This is a genomic window from Paenibacillus solani (assembly GCF_001277345.1).
GTDB classification, from domain to species: domain Bacteria; phylum Bacillota; class Bacilli; order Paenibacillales; family Paenibacillaceae; genus Paenibacillus_AQ; species Paenibacillus_AQ solani.
Genome location: NZ_LIUT01000001.1, coordinates 2,182,026 through 2,202,608 on the forward strand (window position 1 = coordinate 2,182,026; position 20,583 = coordinate 2,202,608).

General features: G+C 43.1%; 19 protein-coding genes and 1 pseudogene. 2 read left to right on the top strand and 18 right to left on the bottom strand.

The annotated features are described in order from the left end of the window. Positions 1-99 precede the first annotated feature (99 nt). The 11 genes and pseudogenes from AM231_RS09770 to AM231_RS09820 all read right to left on the bottom strand — a co-directional run bounded on the left by AM231_RS09770 (position 100) and on the right by AM231_RS09820 (position 9,994). Positions 100-652, bottom strand: a pseudogene (locus AM231_RS09770) (NADAR family protein). Further along, positions 649-1,542, bottom strand: a complete 894-nt coding sequence (locus AM231_RS09775; RefSeq protein WP_054402443.1) for an NUDIX hydrolase — start codon at positions 1,540-1,542, stop codon at positions 649-651. Before AM231_RS09775 ends, AM231_RS09770 begins: the two are co-directional and overlap by 4 nt. A gap of 24 nt (positions 1,543-1,566) precedes the next feature. Beyond that, entirely contained in the window at positions 1,567-2,577 is a 1,011-nt protein-coding gene (locus AM231_RS09780; RefSeq protein WP_054402444.1) for an AAA family ATPase, read from the bottom strand. Beyond that, positions 2,574-3,254: a nicotinamide riboside transporter PnuC gene (gene pnuC / locus AM231_RS09785; RefSeq protein ID WP_053493285.1), complete on the bottom strand. Its 681-nt coding sequence runs from the start codon at positions 3,252-3,254 to the stop codon at positions 2,574-2,576. The genes AM231_RS09780 and pnuC overlap by 4 nt, the downstream gene beginning before the upstream one ends. A 263-nt stretch (positions 3,255-3,517) precedes the next feature. Next, positions 3,518-4,732, bottom strand: coding sequence for a hypothetical protein (locus tag AM231_RS09790; RefSeq protein ID WP_054402445.1), 1,215 nt, complete (start codon positions 4,730-4,732; stop codon positions 3,518-3,520). Positions 4,733-4,898: 166 nt separating this feature from the next. Further along, positions 4,899-5,288, bottom strand: coding sequence for an Imm10 family immunity protein (locus AM231_RS09795; RefSeq protein ID WP_054402446.1), 390 nt, complete (start codon positions 5,286-5,288; stop codon positions 4,899-4,901). A gap of 30 nt (positions 5,289-5,318) precedes the next feature. After that, the gene (locus tag AM231_RS09800; RefSeq protein ID WP_054402447.1) at positions 5,319-6,968 is read right to left on the bottom strand and encodes a DUF6138 family protein; all 1,650 of its coding nucleotides are present in this window, start codon (positions 6,966-6,968) and stop codon (positions 5,319-5,321) included. Positions 6,969-7,061: 93 nt separating this feature from the next. Beyond that, positions 7,062-7,943, bottom strand: coding sequence for an ADP-ribosylglycohydrolase family protein (locus tag AM231_RS09805; protein WP_054402448.1), 882 nt, complete (start codon positions 7,941-7,943; stop codon positions 7,062-7,064). Positions 7,944-7,961: 18 nt separating this feature from the next. Next, the gene (locus AM231_RS09810) at positions 7,962-8,474 is read right to left on the bottom strand and encodes a hypothetical protein (protein WP_053493281.1); all 513 of its coding nucleotides are present in this window, start codon (positions 8,472-8,474) and stop codon (positions 7,962-7,964) included. A 35-nt stretch (positions 8,475-8,509) separates the two neighbouring features. Continuing rightward, positions 8,510-9,394 (bottom strand): YwqG family protein, encoded by an 885-nt coding sequence (locus tag AM231_RS09815; RefSeq protein WP_054402449.1) that lies wholly within the window; start codon positions 9,392-9,394, stop codon positions 8,510-8,512. A gap of 33 nt (positions 9,395-9,427) precedes the next feature. Beyond that, positions 9,428-9,994 carry a hypothetical protein gene (locus AM231_RS09820; RefSeq protein ID WP_054402450.1) on the bottom strand — a complete coding sequence of 189 codons (567 nt, stop codon included), beginning with the start codon at positions 9,992-9,994 and terminating at the stop codon, positions 9,428-9,430. Positions 9,995-10,180: 186 nt separating this feature from the next. On the opposite strand from AM231_RS09820, the gene AM231_RS09825 reads away from it, so the two are divergent. Further along, a complete protein-coding gene (locus AM231_RS09825; RefSeq protein ID WP_054402451.1) occupies positions 10,181-11,563 on the top strand; it encodes an SMI1/KNR4 family protein in 1,383 nt (460 codons plus the stop codon). A gap of 169 nt (positions 11,564-11,732) precedes the next feature. On the opposite strand, the gene AM231_RS09830 is transcribed toward AM231_RS09825, so the two are convergent. From AM231_RS09830 to AM231_RS09850, 5 genes are all read right to left on the bottom strand, one after another. Further along, the gene (locus tag AM231_RS09830; protein WP_054402452.1) at positions 11,733-12,407 is read right to left on the bottom strand and encodes a hypothetical protein; all 675 of its coding nucleotides are present in this window, start codon (positions 12,405-12,407) and stop codon (positions 11,733-11,735) included. Between the two features lie 249 nt (positions 12,408-12,656). Then, positions 12,657-14,036 carry a PQQ-binding-like beta-propeller repeat protein gene (locus tag AM231_RS09835; RefSeq protein WP_053493276.1) on the bottom strand — a complete coding sequence of 460 codons (1,380 nt, stop codon included), beginning with the start codon at positions 14,034-14,036 and terminating at the stop codon, positions 12,657-12,659. 182 nt (positions 14,037-14,218) lie between these two features. After that, the gene (locus AM231_RS09840; protein ID WP_054402453.1) at positions 14,219-15,280 is read right to left on the bottom strand and encodes a suppressor of fused domain protein; all 1,062 of its coding nucleotides are present in this window, start codon (positions 15,278-15,280) and stop codon (positions 14,219-14,221) included. A gap of 220 nt (positions 15,281-15,500) precedes the next feature. Next, positions 15,501-16,532, bottom strand: coding sequence for an aminoglycoside phosphotransferase family protein (locus tag AM231_RS09845; RefSeq protein WP_054402454.1), 1,032 nt, complete (start codon positions 16,530-16,532; stop codon positions 15,501-15,503). A gap of 245 nt (positions 16,533-16,777) precedes the next feature. Next, positions 16,778-17,338, bottom strand: a complete 561-nt coding sequence (locus AM231_RS09850; RefSeq protein WP_054402455.1) for a GNAT family N-acetyltransferase — start codon at positions 17,336-17,338, stop codon at positions 16,778-16,780. Positions 17,339-17,718: 380 nt separating this feature from the next. Here AM231_RS09850 and AM231_RS09855 point away from each other — a divergent pair, with 380 nt between their 5' ends. Then, positions 17,719-18,195 carry a GNAT family N-acetyltransferase gene (locus AM231_RS09855; protein ID WP_053493272.1) on the top strand — a complete coding sequence of 159 codons (477 nt, stop codon included), beginning with the start codon at positions 17,719-17,721 and terminating at the stop codon, positions 18,193-18,195. Between the two features lie 197 nt (positions 18,196-18,392). Here the strand turns inward: AM231_RS09855 and AM231_RS09860 are convergent, their stop codons facing one another. Next, on the bottom strand, positions 18,393-19,460 hold the full coding sequence (locus AM231_RS09860) for a hypothetical protein (protein ID WP_082341589.1): 1,068 nt from the start codon (positions 19,458-19,460) through the stop codon (positions 18,393-18,395). Next, positions 19,450-20,025: a sigma-70 family RNA polymerase sigma factor gene (locus AM231_RS09865; protein ID WP_054402456.1), complete on the bottom strand. Its 576-nt coding sequence runs from the start codon at positions 20,023-20,025 to the stop codon at positions 19,450-19,452. Before AM231_RS09865 ends, AM231_RS09860 begins: the two co-directional genes overlap by 11 nt. Positions 20,026-20,583: the final 558 nt, after the last annotated feature.

Below are 20,583 nucleotides of genomic sequence, written 5' to 3' on the forward strand. Positions count from 1 at the left end.
GCATGTGATAAGCTCCCTGAGAGAACTTATCACATGCCGGATTTATTTTTTATTAAACACCTCTGATCGTTCCTGTGAGCTGGATTATCCTTAAAAAAACTAACTCCGCAGTAGCTCGTCCCGCGCTTCAGTCAACGCAAACCCCAGCAGATTTCTCCCCCGCCATTTCATGGGATTCTCCACGTCCTGATTGGACTGGGTCAAGCCGATTCCCCATATCCCGGTCCTGCGGGCTGGCTTCGACAAGGATGCGCTTCTTCGTCGACTTGAGATATTCGCCCAGCTTCGGATTCTGCGAAAATTTGGCTAAGCTGGCTCTTTTGACGATACCGTAACATTCTTTGTCCCAAATATCATTATCAAAATTTCGTACCGCACGCCCATAAGCTTTCATCTCCTTAGGATGCTTCGCTTTAAGAACCGACTTTAGCATTTCGTCATCATCGAACAGCCTAGCCTTCTCAGCCATCATAAACTGCTCGGCGCAGGAGTACTCCGTTCCCTCTACTGTAAAAGGGCATATCCACCATTGGCTGAAGCAGCTTTTGTCGATGCTTCCGTCTTTAGGCGGCGTATGGCCCCAAAAGAATACGAATTTGAACGTTTCTCCCTCGTTATACGCTTTTCTTAACTCATCAAGACTGTAAATCATTGTGTATCCTCCAAATTTCTCCGATACAAACGGGATGGCCGATGTCCCGCATTCTCGGTGTAATGATCGGTTTCCGTCACGAGCTCAGAAACTTTGCGACGGAAAGCTGCCTTTAACAGCTCTTTATCCATAATGACCTCATAAACCTGCTGCAGTTCCGTCAAGGAAAAAAGCTTTGGCATCAAGTGCAGCGCAATATCGGTATAATTCACTTTTCCCCGCAGCCGCTCGATAGCGCATGCTATGATCTTCGCATGGTCAAACGCTAATCCTTCATTGGAAACAATCTCGTACTCCGTGCTAGCTGATGTTGTCTTCGCTGTCATCTTCCTCGCGACGACTGCCGAAAGTTCTTCTGTTTCACTGCTTAGCTTCAGCTCGTACTCCAGCGTCTTGACGTATCCGTCCTCAAACAGCTCTTTCTGCTCCCGCAGAAGCCGATAGGATACCTTGAACCAGGCGGCGTCAGCCGCATCGTCTCCTGACTTAAGCTCCAACTTATCGCTGTTGATCAAAGCCATATAGCTACAGCTTATCACCCAGGTTCGGGGGTCGCGCCCGATATCACTGAACGTATATAATTGCTCCAGATAGACATCCTCCACGCCGGTTTCCTCACGCAGTTCCCTAGCCGCGGCCTGATCCGTCGTTTCGGTCGGCAGAACAAATCCGCCAGGCAGCGCCCATTTGCCGAGGAAGGGATGACCTCCCCGGCGAATGAGCAGGACCCGGATCTCTTTCTCCGGCAGTCTGCGGTAGCTGTCTGCCTCTGCTTTCGTCACGGTGAAGATCACCATATCTGTCGCCACCGAAGGTCGCTCGTAATCACCTACACGGTACTGCTCCAAAAATTCGCGTTCCGTAAGTCCATCCTTATCCAATAAATCCACGTGAGTTGCCCCCTTGATTTTGAATTAACCGTTCAGCTCTCCAAAGTAGTTTCCGTAAGGCTCGAACTTGGCTAATACTTCATCTACCTTTCGCATGCGCTCTTCCAGGCTTCCCCGCAATGTAATGTAGGGAATTCGCCGTGTCTTTAGATCCGCAATAATCTGCTTATGAAAAACATGCCGCTTCTGATCCCCACTGCGGTCCCACGTATCGTCGTATGGAATATCATCATCGCACAGGAAGAACAGATCGTAGCGCTGCGCGTTCTCCAGAGCGATTCGGGTTAATAAATCAGGAACCCGGCCGTGGTAATCCAAGGCGAACATATACGTTGTAATCGCATTGGTATCGACGAACAGATACCGCTTCGCCGCAAGCATTGCTTGCTCTTCACGCTCAATATGACCTACCGCGATTTCATCGAATGCTTCGAGGCCGATTCTGCGGTCCACCTGATGCTCGGTCCAATAATCGCGACCGTATTCGCTCGCGAAGGTCGTGCCATACCGCTGTGCCAGCGCTTCGGTGATCGTCGATTTTCCCGTCGACATCGCTCCAACGAAGACCACTTTCGTGATCAAGTCCCGGTACACGATATCACTTATGAACTCCCTGTACTTATATGGATCCGAACGGACCATCGTCGCTGAGATCGGAACCCGCACGCGGGCTTCATCTACCCGCCGGTCTATTGCACCCAAAGCTAGGCCCATATGCTGTCCATAAAACTCGCTCGAGTAAAAATGTGTGACTTGCTCGCCGTTCAGCAAACCAAGTATATACTGTTCTTCCCGAATCTCATGCTCTCTGTCATCCGAATACCCATCGGGGCCGTCCCAAGCTTCAATTACCCTGACTGTCGGATAAAGCTTGCGGATCCAGTTCGCCCGGACATGAAGCGGGATCGGGGTGACCGTCGTCTCGTATATGACTACGATCAACTCATCGACCTCTTGCAGCGCCGTTTCGATCATAAACTGATGCCCTTTGTGCAGCGGAGCAAACTTTCCAAGTGTTAGTCCAAGTGTTTTCATGCCGTTACCTCCTTGGCTCCTTTATTCCAAATGTAATATCCATATACTGCGTTGACCAGGTACGCGCTCCACATCACGATCATCATTAAGCCTTCACTGCTCCCCTCGAGCATCCGAATCACCCACAGCAGCACCGTAAACAAATTCAACACAATATAGACCAACCATTGTTCCTTGAATCTTCGTACCATTAAGAAAGTCGCCACAATGGATAGTACGGTAGTAGTGGCATCAATGTAAGGCGAGTTCTGTCCCGGAATGAACGAAAGCCCAAATCCCAGCAGCAAACATCCTATTACACAGACCATCCCAACTAGGAACAGTCTTCTTAGATCCATCTGGCGCATGGTCAGCTTACCGTCTTCTTGGCGGTTATTTTTCCACATGTAAAAGCCAATAACATTCATAGGAACGAAGAATAGCAAATTCAGCATGACCTCTCCAAACAAACCGTTAATATAGGCCAAATATGCATAACCAACGGTATTATACATGCCGAAAACATAGCTCATCAGGTTGCCCTTCGCAGCAAGCACGACGCATAGCACTCCAGTAATAAAAACCGTAAATCCGAATAAAGAGTCCCTAGATATCACCGTGAATCCAACAGCGATCGAGGTAAACAGTACTAACCACGCGATTTCGAACAGATTCCAGCTGCCCGCAACCTTCTTCACTTTGCATCCCCTCGACTTTCTCCACTCATTTGCAGAGTAAAAAACACAATCACCACTTAGTATCATTTTGTTAATAACAAATTGTTACTATCAAATTTAACAGAAAAGCCTGCGAAGAGCAAGTGTATTCTTCCTCTTAATGCAGGACGGTTCTTATTAATGGGTGATGCTCGTTATGGTATGGGATATAGGCAAAGTATGTAATCCACGGATTGCGAGCAGTTTCATGTCCTAGTATCAGCGTTAACTCAACGGTCTTTTAATCAGTATTCTCGAGCTTCGTCGAACCACGATTGAGCCATCTCTTCCGTTATAGGCTGACCTATCAGGTGATCGGATTGGCTGAGTTGCCACACTGCCTCACCAAGATCTTCTCTTTCGGTGGTTTCGATGCCCTTGAGATTGTTGAAGCGTATGGTGAAAGCGGTAATGGCTGCCTCGGCATCAGCAAGGCTACGGGCCTGAGCCAGGGAATTCTGTGCATCGTTGTAAGCTTCATTAGCGAGCTTGGCAAGACCTTTAGGCCAAGACGAGAATGGGCGGCCATATTCAGTCATCCACCACTCAGGCTTTCGCAATTGGCTCACTGATGCATGACCGGTCCACGGGCGGGTTTTGGCGCGTGATTTCAGTTGCTGCCTCAGGCGCTTGCCCGTTGTCTCTTCCACATTGTATGCGATAAATCTGTCAAGCAGCGGCCATATGTCCAAGGAGGGCAAGTCCTCCAAATCAGGCATGAAGCGCAGCTCCAGATTCGTTAACCGGGTTTGACGAGCCAATAAGTTTAAGTCGCAGAAGTTTCCCCATAACCTCAGTGAGTCAAGACTGGGGAACCGATCTAGACAATCCAGTGAGATGGGCTGTCCCAGTGGCGTATTTTGCAGTGTCAGGCACGTCACCTGGTGCAATTCACCAAGTTCGGGCAGTGTAAAAGGGGGATCATTCTTGCGCCTACTGGTACGCGGAGCTAGTGTCAGTGAATACGGCATATCGCCAGTGGCCGAGAAGCGTAATAGATCGCCGGATACGTTCAGGCGGGTAGGTTCCTTCGGAAGTATCAAGTTTAAGTGCCCAGCGGACGGGTTCAACTCGACATGCAAACTATGTATAATGGACTGGGTAGCATCCACCAGCGTATCGGCAGTCAGGGCCGGAGCCCACGTCATCTCTTCAATTGGACGTGTCTTCGCCCAATCTATGAAGCCTGTGTCACTGCCCGAATAGTACAAAAATCTCGGCCAGGGCGAGCCCGCTGGCGTAGCAAAGTCCTCGAATACACTCCAATCAATGCTCGCATCAGGCGAGACGTGTAGGTCCACCTTTTTCCCAAAGTGCGACGGTCCGATCGATAGGCTGCCCACACCGGGCCGAATGACAAGAGTGTGACTGTGAGGACCCGTCAAGTCAATGGGATAAGAGCCATTTTCTTTAATAGAAGCAGAGGTGCGGGCTTGGTTATCATTTGGCACTTCCGTCATCCTTTCTTTTTTAAACTATTCTTCATATTCTTTATGATCTACTAACATAACTTCATTTACCCAGTCATCAAATGAGTTGAATTCTCGTGTTCTTGGCCACTTTGCGGGTCTATAACTAGCATATCTACCATAAATACTCATAATGAATGAATACTTTTAAGGTTTTTTATGAATATGGTACGGAAGTAATTTCTATCTCTTGATCTACATTAAGCTTATTAAAATGACTTATTAAGGCGTTATACCTTTCTTCATCTATATCATATTCAATGTTTATAGAATCATCTACGCCAAGTGATCTTGCCGTCTCTTCAGATAAATAGATGGAAATTAACTTTTGACTAAGTGTTATCCTTAATATCCCACCATACTCAGACCTATTTTCACTATTAAGAGTTATATGAACCTTATTCAGCATAGGTATGTCTTCATTATATAAGGACTTTTGAAATAACACATATTCATGGGTCTCAAATTCCTCATCTGCAAATCCAATTAACAACGTCTCGTCCTCAACACCAAAATAAACAAATGAGGTTTTTAGTAATATTGACACTTACTTACTCCTCTCTCACTATAGACTCAATCAACTTACAAGAGCCAGCAGTTTCGAAAAAATAACCCTTAGTTCGAGCTCCGTCTGCCCTGATTTAACGGCTTTTCCCAGCTTTGTACGGCTTCCGAAAATGCGGTATAGAACCTGTTCCCGTTCATATATTTCTTTAGACAGCAGCGCTTGAAGTAGTGCTTCAGCTACCTCGACCCGATCGATTACGAAGTTGTTCACGGGTCTAGCTTCATCATTTCCTGCAAGCAGAATGTCCACCAAGACCGTCATGAGCTCCGGCTCTACACCGTGTGCATCAATAAAGACCTCAGCATAACTATCCTGTATCATTTGGTGCTCCGTATCTACCATCTCCATATAACGAGAGAGGAGTGACAAATATTCCCTGCTATAAAGTCCCAGGCCGAGTACCGCATAGGTGCCAGGCATAACTGACTTTTCACTCGGTTCTGTGTCCTTGTACCACGCATAGCGTTCCATAGTGGTGTTCGCGTACACAGCTAACTTAGGATAAAGGGCGGGATATGTAAGGGCTACTGCGAAAAACTGATGAAGACCTGATTTAGCCATTTTTTTAAGAGGTAGATAGTTCTTTTGTTTGCTTTTCAGCTTCAGATTATATTCCTTTGGGAATCCTTTCTGCAGCAATTCCGTAATTTGATCCAACGCTTCTCCATATGCTGCTTCCTCCTCAGCCAAAATCCGCACTTCAATGGTTTGAGTAATATCATTATTATGAATTTCTGCACGGCTCCCTTTATATACTGGAGCGAATTTACCGCTCCCCCGTCGGATATAATCTGCTGCCTGTTTTGAACCAAGCTGGACTGCTAATTTCAAATAGCGCTCCCGAGTATCCGGTTTCGACTTTCCTATTTGCAGAGCAGCATAGACAAAAAATGAAAGTTGATCTTCATTCGGATTCATAAGAGACATACCCTCTTTGGGTGTCCAGTCCATATCATAGCTGTCTGCACGCATAAAATAGCGAGGAAGATAAACATTCTGTATCCAATCATCCATAGCTGAAGTATACTGACCAATCCATTCATTCAAGCGTTCCCTGTTACTTCTGAGCTTGTCGGATAAATGCCGGATTAAGGGGTCAACCACTTCTTCTTCCTGCTTCATAAGATCAGGGTTCATCAAATGACGAGAAAAGAAAAACTGGTCACTCACACTCGGCAATACTGGAAGATCAGGCATGATGTCGGATGATATAAACTTCTCTATTGATTGGCGGAGTTGGTTCAGCTTCTCATTATTTACGAGCTGATCGCAAATCTTTATGTCCTCGTCTTCCATTTCAAAGGAAAGTACGATCTGGAATCGGTAATCAAAGAAACGAGGTCCCAGTTTATCCGATAGAAAGAACTCCTCCATTCGCTTGTGTAATGCAGGATAAAGCTCAGATCTAATCAGTTCATCCGTGAGTTCGGCAATATAAGGACCTGCTTCGATCGTATAAGAGCTATCAATCCAATCAAGCGGTTCTTCAACATCAATATGTATTTTTCCGTCACGCCAAGCTACCTGGAGATAATCCTTTACTCCAACCTGAAGCGGACTTTGGCCTATGAACTCATTTATTCTTACGCTCTCTTTGTTGTATATGATCATCAGCTCGTTCCACACATCGTCTAAAAACCTCTGTACAGCTGCGTCCATACCGCTCCTCCTCTATGCTAAAAATACTTCTTTCAAAATAGAAATTTGAGCCAGTTTTCATCGCGCTATATGAAGATGCTACCCAACTGTTTTTCATAATGAAGTCTTAATTACATATATTTGCGAAATCGTATGGTCAAGTCTTTCTTTAATGAGAATCGCATTTGCATATTGAGCTGGAATACCTTCATAGCCATAATAAATACCTGCCAACCCTCCGGCAATGGCACCAATCGTATCAGAGTCACAACCTAGATTGGCTGCCTTCTGTACGACTTCTTCAAAATTGGATGTATGAAGCAAAATATGTAATACCCATCGGAAGGTATGTACGATAAAACCACTTGGTGGACAATCCGGAAGCGCTTCTATATATTCTTCGTATTCACTTCCTGCAACCTCGGCTTTAATAGACTTTTCTAAACCTTCCCCCTGCAGCAGACGGTAAGCAATGCGGTTGTACATGACGCAGACTTCGGCACACCTAGGATCATAATGCGTCATTCGGGACTGCATGATCGTCACTCGATCGATATCAGCTTGTTCCTTATAAGCCAGCGCCACAGGCAAGCACCGCATGAGTGAGCCGTTCCCACCGCTTTGCCCCATGTCCATGTGAGCCACAAAAGCTGCTTCAAACCAGTCTCCTTCATATTTTTCAAAAACATGACGAATGATGTTTCCGATATCTTTAGGCCGTGATTGGTACCATTCCATAAAATAACGCCCGATCGCTTCCATAGGCTCCACCGTATTCTCGAGAATCCCATCAGCTACGCAAAGCGTCATCATTGTATCGTCGGTTACTTCTCCCGGCTCCAGGTTCCATACCCCGCCGCCGATGATTTCCGTCAAATAACCATACTTTTCCTTAATCTCCCGCTCAGTCATAAACTCAGTTGTTCCGCCAAGCGCGTCACCTACAGCCACGCCATACATTCCGCCCTTGATGCTGTCCATTAACTTATTGTCCATTCCAATCCCTCACTCTGTTCAAACTGGACTTCCTACAACTTCAGCACGGGTAAGGAGTACCCACTGATTAACTTCATCGTATGCGGATACTTCGGCGATCACACGAAAGCCCGGGTACATCCATTCAGTAGGGGTTTCAGATTTCAAAGCGGATGTGTCCGTTATTCCTACGGCATGAGGTTCCTGTAAGTTAACCAAAGTACCCTGTGGGAAAAAAGCTTCTATATACCCTTCCACTCGAGTCCCGATAGGGAATAGTCTTTGGGTCCGATTCCAATCTTCCATACCGAGCTGAAGCTGCTCGTGCCAGAGTTCCTCGAATTCCGCCTGACTAATTTCCTCGTAATACGATTCCTGCGCATCTAGTGGCTGTTCTGCTAACATGAAATGATAGTGCTCATGCTTGCGATTCGATGTGATACAGTTGGCGTCGTCATGATAAACCATCTGTCTGTATGCCATACCGTCGTTATCAATTTCGAAATACCAGGTTCCCATTCCCGGCTCTTGTATATCTTTTAAATATTTCAACCCAGACACTCCAATCAGATGAAAATACTTCTGGCTTAACTCGAATATAGGGAACAATACGTGTTAGCGAAGTTCCCTGCGAGCAGATCTTCCTTTCGAATATAAAACTGTAATTCTCCAGCGTCCCACCAGCAGAATCCCACATCCTGATCGGAGTCTAGCGCGAGCAGCAATAGTGTATCCTGCACTTCCTGCTTCGCCCTATCAGCATTACCTTTAAAATGATCCGTGATCTTCTCCATTGCAGACTCCATCGAATAGTTATACTGTTGGCCGGTCAACAGATGAAGAGCTGCTTCGTATTCACAATCCCCATGCTGGGTAGAGGGATACCCGAACATCACAGCCAGATCATTGGAGTTCTCATCGTTCAATTTGAAACATAACTCTTCATACTGTTCATAATCATGTTCATCGTCTTCCACAATCTCGTAATCTACATAACCATAATTGGGAGGTTCCATTGTGGATCTAGCGCTTACCCGATAACCGGTAAACTCACCCTCAAGGGCAGTTACTTCAGGTGAATGGTAACGATTAGCTTCCTGAAGTTTATCTTCTGATAGATAGATTACCTTGTGCTCGATTCCATATGCAGGTTCATCCACTCCTACGAAAAAGTACAACATCCCTTTTACAGGCAGCAGTTCTGATGCTTCATGAGGTACCAATTCTCTTAAACTCAGCTGGGCCAAGAACGTCATCGGTGTTCCATCAGAATCCACAGGCCATTCTATCATGGTAGGAAGATCTGGATCTCCCCCGATACGTGATGAGCCTATTTCGTTGTATGATTCGATCTCTTTCTTGGACAAGCGAATGCCTTGACGTACAGATTTTTTCAAATAGTCCATCGCATGTTCGAACTGGAATTCATGGACGATACGTCCGAGCTTATTTTGATTGTTTTCACTTAGCATCCTTATACCTTCCTTTATGTATAAAACTCTATTTTAGTAGGTCGAACTTTCAATCTTAAAATCTGAATGGATATCAAATTCCGCTGGCCCCTTCTTACCTGTCTTTCGCAAAACAAACTCAAATGTGGGTTCGTAATATGAATCCTGCAAGGTTTCTCCGCCTAATACCTCTATGCTATACCATCCGTTTTCAATTTCAATCATTGGCTTGTTGTATTGCCGGTAATGATTAAGTAAAGCGCTGACTCTTTCGTTAGTGAATTGCTCTAATATTCTCCAAGTAAACAGCATCAGTATGTTGTTTTCAACTTTAAGCGAATAGCCTTCACGTCTGAATTGTAAACGGCTATCTGACTTCAACAATTCGGGAGTATCATCAGAAAGATTAAATATGATGGTATAGGGATAGTTTTCAATCCCCACCATAGGAAGTATGATACCATCAAGCACCACATGATCGCCGCTCTCGTTTGTTGTGAACTCCATTGCTAAGTTATCTGAATAATTATTGGACTGTTTCCAGCTCTCGAGTAGCAAAATATCCCCGAGAATGAAATAGTTTATAAGATCATTCAGCACTTCGTTAAATTTGTATATCATGTTAAACTCCTTTTTCCCTTTTATCTCTAACTCAAACTTTTTCAGAAAACCACTGAGGGCTAAAACAATTCAGTTTGATCTTAAAGGAATATTCTAGAATCCCTCATTTAGAGATGTTACTATTTTAAGGGAGTGGCTACCAGTTACATATGGAGTAATTTTATAAATAATCATTTGGAGGTAGAAATGGAACAGAGGCTTATTGATCAATTGAAAGAATGGCATGAAGAAGACGAACATCAGCAGATTGTCGATTCGCTTTCAGCAATGCCGGATGAAGAACGAGACTATGAATTGATCAGCCTATTGGCCAGAGCGTATAACAATTTGGGGCATTACGAAGAGGCGCTCTATCAATTTGGTATAATCTCTGAGGCTGGCAAACAGGATCCCCTATGGCATTATCGGGTAGGCTTTGCTTTTTATCATTTAAAGCGATATGAGGAAGCAGTTCAAGCTTTCAGCAGGTCCGATCAATTAGAGCCTGGTGTTGAAAGTACGGAATATTTTTTGAGTGAGAGTACCCATAAAGCGAAGAAGCAGAAAAAAGAAGAACTCCGGCTCGCCAAGAAGAAAGCTTCCCTGATGCATGGTGGTTCTGTAGAGTACAAGGCTGATTTATCAGATATGTTTCTAAGTGATTTTTGGGATGACAGTGATTATGCAAGAGAGTCCTATCAATCTGAGCCACCCACGGATGAGCTAATCACTTCTATAGAGAAAGAGCTTGGTTACAACCTTCCCTCCTCATATATTCAGTTTATGAAGCAGCAGAATGGCGGAGTACCGAAGAATACAAACTTTCCGACAGACGAACCCACTTCCTGGGCCGAGGATCATATTGCCATTTCGGGCATTTTAGGTATTGGGCGAGAGAAAAGCTATTCACTGTGCGGGGACATGGGTAGTCAATTTATGATTGAGGAATGGGGATATCCTGACATTGGTGTGGTGATCTGTGATTGTCCTTCAGCCGGTCATGATGTTGTCATGTTAGACTATCGAGCTTGCGGCAGAGATGGTGAACCTGAAGTCGTTCACGTCGATCAAGAAGATGACTATGAAATTACGTTCCTCGCAGATAATTTTGAGGTGTTTATTAAAGGCCTAGTGAACGATGATGAATATGACACTTCGGAGGAAGACAAAGAACGCGACCTTGATAAAGTAGCACACGGCAAATTTTCTCCTCTGCTGGAGGAGCTGTGCTCGCGGGTAACTGAAGTGGAGCAAAGTGAACAGAAAATCCGCAGTATATGTACACAAGTTGTAGAAGAAAAAGGCCATTTTTCTTTTCATGCCGATGAATTATCGTATCTCATGTATGATGTGCAGTTCTGGTTATATACGAAGTCAAATCCCGACACCAGTCGTGATCAATATGTGGCAGCCTATCAGAACATAATCGCTTTTGACGGAGAATTCGGCACAGGCGGATATGCCCCCGCCTTCATTACAGATTGGCTTGATGTCCGCATCAAGGAAGGACGGATTGTACAGGATCACGGTACTATTAGGTTAACTGCTGAGTATACAGAGGAAATAATTAATAAGTTAAAAGAAGCCTGATTTCAGATCAGCTGCAGATCAAGTTCATGCTTAGAAATGTGTAAGAGTCCGCTTCCAAAGCGGGCTCTCATTATTGTGATCTCATCTTGATCTCCACCATCCAATGGTTCAGCGGTGGTTTTGTCCCAATCTTTCCCTTAGTGCCTGACCATGCGTCTCTAAATGGTTATTACGAACCGATATACAACTTGTTTTCTGCAAAGATCGTTGAGAATCCGAGTCGATACAGCTCAAAATACGGTGCGAATGGATCACCTTTCAGCCCATAGCGGTGCCACTGGAGATAATAGGAGATCCAGTAATCACAGGCAATCGAGTAGTACGCCTCGTCCAATACTTCAATCGGTTCATCATAATCCTTATGATCGCTGATGATATCGAATATCGCCTCATAAATTTCAGCATCATATTGCTGCCGAATATCATTGATCGATCCATGGGGTACAATTCTAATCCCTTCGATTCCAGACAGGTATGCCACCGCATCTGTCGTATCCATTTTTTCAGAACATTCGCTCGTTAGCTCTTTCAAGCCTTGAATAAATTGTTTGCCATAATCTATTAATTTCTCGTTGGGTTCATCCGCAACTTTACTATTAAAATAGCCTGGTACTTCGTTCCCACCGAAATCCTCAGGATCAAGCATTTCATAAATTTCCAAAATCCTCTGCAAATAAGCATCTCCATCCTCAAGAGGTTCAAAGGTAGCCTCTACCCCTTTTCCGGTTGGCATGTACATTTGAAAATACCCATAAAACAGAGCTTCATCCATTTCTGATTCATCAGGGTCTGTCTCTTCATCTATAAGTTTAAGCAAATACCTTGCATAAGTCTGTTTATCCATATGTATCTCTCCTCTTTTCGCTTATGAGCAGCGTAATGAATCATGTCTAATCATATCCTATGCCGACAACATTCCTCAATATTTGATAAAGGGGAGCGCGTTAGGATATTTAGCTGTCAAACTTCGATTCATAATAAGCTTCTTCAGGTTATCAAAGTGAAAAAAGCGTCCCCCGAGAGACGCTCATAATAGACTCGCATATAAGATGAATTAAATTCCTGCAACGTTCCCCAGCGTTTGTTATCTTACTCACTTCAGCGAAGCGGGTAGCTTCACTCCAATGAGTTTGCCTTTTGCTTGAATGATGATCATATCATCTGTCTTGAGCGTAGCCCCATGCAAAACTGACCCCGTCTTTACTTTAAACACGGGTTTGGTTGTTAATAAATTGATTCCAAGAAGCGAACCGTTACGCTGTGCCAGGTAAACTCCTTTTCCATATACATCAACCTGCTCCAAATTTGCATCCCCATACCAACCGACCTGTCGATTGTTCACCATTTTAATACCAGCCAATTCATGCGTTGTAACATTCTCGAACATCAGCCGGTCCTGCACAATACCGAGTAATATCCAGTTATCTCCGTTAGGAATCTTAAACGTTCGAAGTGGAGTCTGGTTAGATTTATATGTGTCGAAATCGTACTCAGCCACCTTATTTTCCTCTTGAACGTAAATCTTGTCTCCGTGTACTAATAGATTTCCTTGTCCATACGGATACGGCGGTTCCCCGGACCGTTTCCAGTTGTATTCCCGGGTGCCTTTCTTTACCCCAGTCTTCAAATTGTATATATTGACGATGACTTTGCGTTCCGGCAGTGACTGGTAATCGGACATTAACTGTGAATGGTAGTCAACAGAATACACAAGGCCATCTTTAATGCGAATCGCCTCACCTTGACCGAAGACTCCCCATAGCTTCTTGCCAGTTTTTTTATCAAAAGCGTCGAGTTGTAGAGATGTTAGTGCCCCTTGTACCAAGAACGTCCGAAGAATGACTCCATTCGATTCCTCAAGGTACTCGGTACCGCTCCCATCTGCCATGGGCTCGTCTGTCTCCCAGCGTAACTTACCTGTTGTTTTATCAAAAGCGAAGGTTTTACTGCCTTTGATTACATATAGCGAATCAGATGTAGGCACGATTGCCTCCGTACGCAGCCGTGTATCGATATATGTGGATGAACTCGACTGCCATTTCTTCTTTCCCGTTTTAGCATCTAGAGCATATGGCTTATGATCTTCTGAAAGTCCATAAATCACGCCCTTCTCATAGATAACGTAAGGTATCAGGTTTTTCCCATAACTCCACAACTGCTTACCTGTTTTCGCATCCAAGGCAACTAACTTTTTTCCAACAAAAGTAAATACTTTGCCATCCTCCGCAGCAGCATTGTAATCTGAAAAGTACATTTCGTTTCTGTCTAACTTGTTGTCAACTTTTATCGTCCAGGAAGGCTTCAGTTCGTTCGCTTTAATCTCTGACATTGCAGATCCGTTGTTAATCGAAACATCAGCCTTTTCTGCATTCACCTGCAAAGACAGTGAAGAAGTTACTAGCAAACCCGCAAGTACACCTACAGCTAAACGTTGAAAAAAATATTCATTCGATCGTTTCCTTTTGATGATCATATGACGTTCATCCTTCCTCTTGTTTAGGTTCTTTGTCCATATGACAATAAGACACTTACAAGAAGATAAAAGTTGCATTTAATTTACATTGGGACCATTATCTATTTTATATTGTTACAATCCGACCAATTCGAGGCAGCTATTCTTGAATCTAAGTCAACCCATAAATCGTCTTTTTAATTTTATCCGATGGTCGATACTACATTTCCATCCTGATCCTTGATGTATGTTTTTACGACTTGTATGATTAAGTGCTTGTACGAAGACAAACGAATTTCTCCTTCTATGGGTAAAAGTTTGTGCATGAGCTCGTTAACAATCGCTTCATCCAGTTTCAATTGTACCTTATGCTCATTGATTTCGAATCCGGTCGTTGAAGAGGGCTCCAATGTTACGCTTATCTCTTTACTCATTAACATTAATTCTTTACCCTTAAGCAGTCGGCCTCGCAGCAGCTTTTGGATCGTTTCAGCTTGCTTCGCTCCTAATGTGAGCACAGACGGCTTCTTACTGAACAAACTATTCTTACCGGGTTCCCAGGCCAATTGATCCACATATAAAAATCCAGTGCTCGAACCGTCACGATCTATGCCTAATTGAACACTTTCCTGAATTGCAGGGACTCGCAGCATAGAATTTCGGGATAAATCTGTAATATAACCTGGAATTTCTTCTTTTCCGGCTTCTAGTAGTCCGCGTGTATTCCATATTTTCATAGCTTCCAGTTCATCATCCGTGATCCCTACCATTTGAAGAAACTCAACGCGTCCGTTAGGCGTGTGGATGATATCTAGTTCTGGATCCGGTATAAAGGCAAGAGCAGTTAGCTGTGTATCGGCTCCTAGACAAATTGGGCCATTCGCATCCAAATAATCACCTGCAGTGAATACATTACCGCTGTTAAACACATATCGCGCCATATTTTGGAGCAGGTTTAATGCCCATGCCGGAGGCTCCACCTCGTCCTTTTCACGGGCTACCCGAAAAGTAAGCTCAAATCCATAGCCACTATACTCAGGATCTTCCGATTCCTTCTCATATAGCTCTGAGAAACCAAAAGTTACAATATGCCAGTGTGGTGACGGTGATTCCGCTTTATAAGCGCTAAGCCCATCTAACGGGTCTTGACCACCAAGAATATATGGAATAGCGGTACCATAATGCTTCGGTTCCTGTTCCCCATATAGCTTTGTTACTGCTTCTTCAATTGCATCCCATCCTGCCGTGTTTTCTTCTTGAGTCATTATTTTTCCCTCCAATATGACCTACATTATGTAATTACAAGAATATTTAAAGCCTCTAGCAAAATTTCTTATGGAAGTATACCTGAGATTATTCTCCAAATCCACAAACACAAAATCCAACTTCACCTTATAAGCTCAAATTCTCTAGTGTAAATAAAAATGCCCCAGCCTTAGATTGCTCTCATCCCAAGCTGGGGTGTTTAAATAATTCATCAATAAATCATCGTGCATTCCCGATCTCATTGATTTTTTGCAGGGTGCTGAGGTGCAGTGTTCTTTCATCATCCGATTCTTGGAGTTTGTTTCCTGAACCTGCGTCCATATACCACTCTACAAGCCTGTATCCGAACATTAGAAGAATCAACTCATAAACACAGTTATCCGTAATGTGTGAAATATCCGTGTATTCAGAGAAGCCCTTGTAATACGCCGGGATACATCTACGGTAGTATTCAACCATGTCTTCAACATCGGCTTCGTCCGCAATAAGACTTGCCATATCTTCACCTAGATAGCCCCACCCTGTGGTATCCCAGTCGATAATGATGGTTTTACCTTTTGAATAGAATATGTTTGTCACCCAAAAATCCCTGTGGCACAGCACGATAGGCAGCTTCTCAAGACGATTAAATATCTCGTCTGCGTTCTCATCAATGTCGATGAGCATTTTACATAGGTGTTTCGGAATCTCGCAATCTTCAGAGCGTATATAATCGTACACTCTATTCCATGACCGATAATGAAGATAGAAGTTCTTCATATAATCCACTTTGCTCAAGTTGGTCAAGTTCTGTAAAACAACTGGCTGTTCGGCATATAACTTGCCTTGGAATCTTCCTAATTCCTCGGCTACACGTTCATACATATCGCCGGTCAAGTCTAAACCCGATATGCCGTCGATATATTCCATCCATATCTGTGTTTCGTTTTGTTCATCGTTCATTTCGGCATGATAACATTCAGGCCAACGAAAAGATTCAGAGAACAGAGCTCCGAAATTGGATTTATAAAAATCATATTCCCTACGCCATGAATCGGGATCGCCGTAACGCTCAAATTTCTTCTGCGTTTTTGATACGATTTTATAGGGCAGCTCCACGCCAGCACTAGTTGTAGCATGGCCCGTTACAAGCTGTACATCCCCCAGTGTACCGCCTTGTAAGGGTTTGCTTTGGAAATCGACGCTGATTATTGTGGTACCGAGCATTTTACTTATAACCTCTGTCAGTGTTTCAGCTTTTATTTCACTCATTTGCATTCCTCCAACTGTATCTGATATGCTAGTCGTCATTTTTATGTAAGTATTAATTGATCATAGAGTTTGAATAGGCATTTTTGGGTTTTTGGGTTCGTGATACATCACCATCATAAATGAAAAGAAGACCACGATGAAGGTTAACTATAGATTTACTCATTTATTACCTCTCTTGTTCTTATCGATAATCGCTACAGCAAAACAAAAAAAGCCGCCAAATAGCGACTTTCAATGGGATTTATTCACCATGATTTTTGACCATACTCTTCTTTTAATATCGAATAATGTACGCTATCTGTTAGGATACCTTTTACCATATGGTTTCTACGACGGGTACCTTCATATGTCATACCTAAGCGATCCAATACTTTTCCAGAAGCGCTATTCCTAACATCATATTCCGCAAATACGCGTTCTAAACCTAGTATGTTGAAGGCTAGTTCGAGTATTAATTTCCCTGCCTCTGTCATGTAGCCATTACCCCAAAAATGCCTGTTTAATGTATAACCCAGTTCACCGCTTTTATTATATTCATGTACTCTGAACTCGATCGTGCCAATCATTTTGTTGTTTTCTTTTAACAAGATTGCGTATTTACCTATAGGCTCTTTGATGAAATAGTTAGCTATTAAGTTCTTGGTTCGGTTTATATCGGTATGTTGGTCATAAATGAAACGAGTAGTTTCCTCATCCGATGTATATTCATACATATCTTCAGCATCCTCAAGGATAACCGGTCGTAAGATGATACGGTCACTTTCCATCTGACTGTGTTGAACTATTAATAGATTCATATTACTCATTATACATTCCTTCTTTATGATGTAATTTAAACTTCCTGCTTATTTATTGAACTTACTTATTATAATAGTATACTGCAAATTAGGTAGACAAACTGGCTCTTTCGGCTAGGACAATCATATTGAAATCTATTCCAGAATTTGAATGAGGTAGTTTTTGATTCTGCACACCCAGCTTGCATCGCTTTGCGCCTGCACTTCCATTTCTAATGCGAGAAGGTTAGATTTTCCGATATCCCTTAACAGTTTAAAGCTGTATTTTGATTTTGACTTCGTATAAGTTAGATATTAACATTGCTGTATCTCTATAATGTGGACTAAGCTAACACTCTAGAGATGCCATTTCGTATGCTTTATTCAGACCTAATTGAGGGAGATCGTATATGATTATTCGAGAAATTAAAAAAGAAGACAATGCAAAGGTAAAAGAAATTATACAAGATTCACTAAAATCCCTTGGATTAGCAATCCCTGGAACGGCGTATTTTGATCCTCAACTTAACAATCTTCATCACTATTACAAGCATTTACAACATGCGAACTACTGGGTCGTAGAAATGGACGGAGAAGTTGTTGGTGGAGTCGGCATAGCACCGTTTAACGAACAAGAGGAAGTTTGCGAATTACAAAAACTATATTTAAGTCCAAAAGCACAAGGGTTAGGACTCGGAAAGAAGCTAATGGAAACAGCACTGTCATTTGCCTCAGCGTATTATGCAAAGTGTTATTTGGAAACAACGCATGAATTAATTGCTGCTTGCAGATTATATAAAAAATTTGGTTTCACTCTGTTACAAGAGCCACTACCAGGTTCTGATCATTCTGCTATGGATGCTTGGTATATTAAAGAATTGAATTAACGGTCCCTTGTACAACTATCTAGGATACTCTTAATACTGAGATTTTGGGGAACCATTAAAACCTTTCACGTTGTTTTATAAGGAACGGCACAGAGCTTGTGATCGAAGTGTAAAGAATAAAACCGCTCCTCCTTTGTGGGGGAACGGTTTTATTTTCTCGACAAGCTGTTTTGTTTATAACGATCAGTTCTGCTATCCTACCATGACGTTTCCGTTTTGTGTTCAATCACTTGAGATACTTTGGGTGCTAATATTTGTTTTAATTGTTCCAAGGTTTCGTCATCAGAAGCTTTTCCATGCAGATCGGCTTGGATTTGTTTTTTGGCCTGCGTACTTGCGATCACATCTAATACTTGTTGTTTAGAAATCTTCTTAGATGCCGCGATCTCGACGACAGATATACCCTTTGCCAGTTCTTGTTTCAATTCAGCCGGACTCATTTGAAGCAAAGAAAAGAGATTTTCATCGTTTAAAAAGGCATCCGCAGTATAGTCAGGCTTACCGTTTGTAGTGAAATAGCCTTCCACTGACGGAGCAGATCCGCCTCCGATCAGAGAAACACTGATCGTATTCCCTTGAACTAATGCCTGATAATACGGCGTTGTCGATCCCTTTTCGGCATAGTTCAATATAAGCGTTTTTTGGTCTGGATTCTGAATTGGTTCCATGCTGTATTCGTACTTTTCACTGCTTCCGAACAGTTTGTTAATGAGCTCATCTACTTTTAATTTGATCTCTTCATCGGTTAAGGAGATAACTGGCTTCCCTAGAGGCTCCCAATTCTCCTGGTTTACATGTTCGATCTCACCCGTGATACCATTTAAATCAAGTCTGACCTTTTTTCCGTAAGCTCCTTTTTCCTCCAGCACGATGCTTGTTTGAATGGCTTTCCCCATACTCACATTTGTGGGGTCTACTCCAAGCTGGCTGGCGTCGGTAATTACAAACGATTTGGTTTCCGGATAAGAATGATAGAGTTTCTCAAGCGCTGCTTGGCCAACCGAATCCATCCTAATTTGTTCAGCCGTCATCGGTGTTCTTGTCATCATTTCAATCAGGGGAGGAGCAGCGAAAGCTGCGGTTGGAATCATAATTACTGCAGCAACGATGCCGCCGATTAGTCGTTTTTTCATAATATTTTTGCTCCTTTGTTGTTTTAAGTATTGAGAATAGGATTGTTCGATCCGTTTGGAAACGGCCTGGGGGCATTCCAAGGTTTCTGCCTCTTGATGCAGGTGCTCGCGGATTTGGCTTTCAATAGGCATTGTTCTTTTCCATCCTTTCCAGAGAATGATTTCCCATGTGTTTTCGAAGCGATTGCATGCCGGCATGATATCTGGATTTGACCGTACCCACTGGAATATCTAGCAATGTCGCAATCTCCTCCAGCGTATAGTCGTGGTAAAAGCGGAGGATGATCACCGTTCGCTGTTTGTCGGTCAGCTTTTGCATCGCTTTTGATATTTCGGGGTCTATCCCATCTGTTGTCTCCTTGGGCTGATCCCAATATAGCTCTTCCCGAGAAAAGACACGGATGCGATCAAAAATTCGAAATCTCCTCCAGCTTTTCACTCGAAATCTCTGCACTTGTCGGATAACCAAGCCGTGCAGCCAGAAATGGAATGGACGATCTAGGTCGTAGTTGGGAAGCGAGGTCCACATTTGCATGTAAATCTCATTCATGATATCTTCGCGATCCTGTGGATGATCCACCAGAAAAGAAACAGTCCGGTAGATATCTCGATAGGTGGCATCATATAACGTGTGAAACGCCTGCTGATCTCCTTCGATCATTTTTATGAGCTCGTGGTACATAGATTCACTTTGCATTCAGAGGGCCCTCCTGTGTAAGCAGCTACACCCTATATTGTCGCTCGATGGAAAAAAAGTTCGGTTTTTTATATCATTCTAAAAAAATATAATAGGCGTATATCCCAAGTCGCTTCTAAATTTCGTTATTGAATCAACCATAAGATTATGAGATATATTCGATAAAAGTCCAACGCACCAATTATCATATCAAAGGAAACTGCTTTAGGTTTTAAGCGGAAATAAAGCTTGATAAGAATGTAAACAACAGCAACTATAGGAAGGATGGTATTAAGGAGCCGAACCTTACTGTGTTAGCAATGGAAAGACGAGATATGTGTACATGGTAAATTACTCGAACCTTTCATGTGAGAGCCATTAGCTATATATTAATTATGGATGACCATGGTATGTTCTGTCTCTTTCGGCTAGCGATACAAGTCTTCGTCCTTTCGCAAGACAAGATATTGTATCTCTAAATAAAAAAAAGCCGCTTTCGCGGCATCATTTGAATATACAACTTCCTGTCGTCTTATACGATTGTACTTTTATTTGTTTAGACACCTCAAAATTATCTTC

Excerpts from the sequence above, each read along its gene's own strand:
- AM231_RS09860 (WP_082341589.1), bottom strand. The coding sequence starts at position 19,460 with ATGCCTATTGAAAGCCAAATCCGCGAGCACCTGCATCAAGAGGCAGAA.
- AM231_RS09815 (WP_054402449.1), bottom strand. The coding sequence starts at position 9,394 with ATGCTAAGTGAAAACAATCAAAATAAGCTCGGACGTATCGTCCATGAA.
- AM231_RS09835 (WP_053493276.1), bottom strand. The coding sequence starts at position 14,036 with ATGATCATCAAAAGGAAACGATCGAATGAATATTTTTTTCAACGTTTA.
- AM231_RS09845 (WP_054402454.1), bottom strand. The coding sequence starts at position 16,532 with ATGAGTGAAATAAAAGCTGAAACACTGACAGAGGTTATAAGTAAAATG.
- AM231_RS09855 (WP_053493272.1), top strand. The coding sequence starts at position 17,719 with ATGATTATTCGAGAAATTAAAAAAGAAGACAATGCAAAGGTAAAAGAA.
- AM231_RS09800 (WP_054402447.1), bottom strand. The coding sequence starts at position 6,968 with ATGGACGCAGCTGTACAGAGGTTTTTAGACGATGTGTGGAACGAGCTG.
- AM231_RS09805 (WP_054402448.1), bottom strand. The coding sequence starts at position 7,943 with ATGGACAATAAGTTAATGGACAGCATCAAGGGCGGAATGTATGGCGTG.
- AM231_RS09865 (WP_054402456.1), bottom strand. The coding sequence starts at position 20,025 with ATGCAAAGTGAATCTATGTACCACGAGCTCATAAAAATGATCGAAGGA.
- AM231_RS09825 (WP_054402451.1), top strand. The coding sequence starts at position 10,181 with ATGGAACAGAGGCTTATTGATCAATTGAAAGAATGGCATGAAGAAGAC.
- AM231_RS09790 (WP_054402445.1), bottom strand. The coding sequence starts at position 4,732 with ATGACGGAAGTGCCAAATGATAACCAAGCCCGCACCTCTGCTTCTATT.
- AM231_RS09840 (WP_054402453.1), bottom strand. The coding sequence starts at position 15,280 with ATGACTCAAGAAGAAAACACGGCAGGATGGGATGCAATTGAAGAAGCA.
- AM231_RS09850 (WP_054402455.1), bottom strand. The coding sequence starts at position 17,338 with ATGAGTAATATGAATCTATTAATAGTTCAACACAGTCAGATGGAAAGT.
- AM231_RS09780 (WP_054402444.1), bottom strand. The coding sequence starts at position 2,577 with ATGAAAACACTTGGACTAACACTTGGAAAGTTTGCTCCGCTGCACAAA.
- AM231_RS09820 (WP_054402450.1), bottom strand. The coding sequence starts at position 9,994 with ATGATATACAAATTTAACGAAGTGCTGAATGATCTTATAAACTATTTC.
- AM231_RS09830 (WP_054402452.1), bottom strand. The coding sequence starts at position 12,407 with ATGGATAAACAGACTTATGCAAGGTATTTGCTTAAACTTATAGATGAA.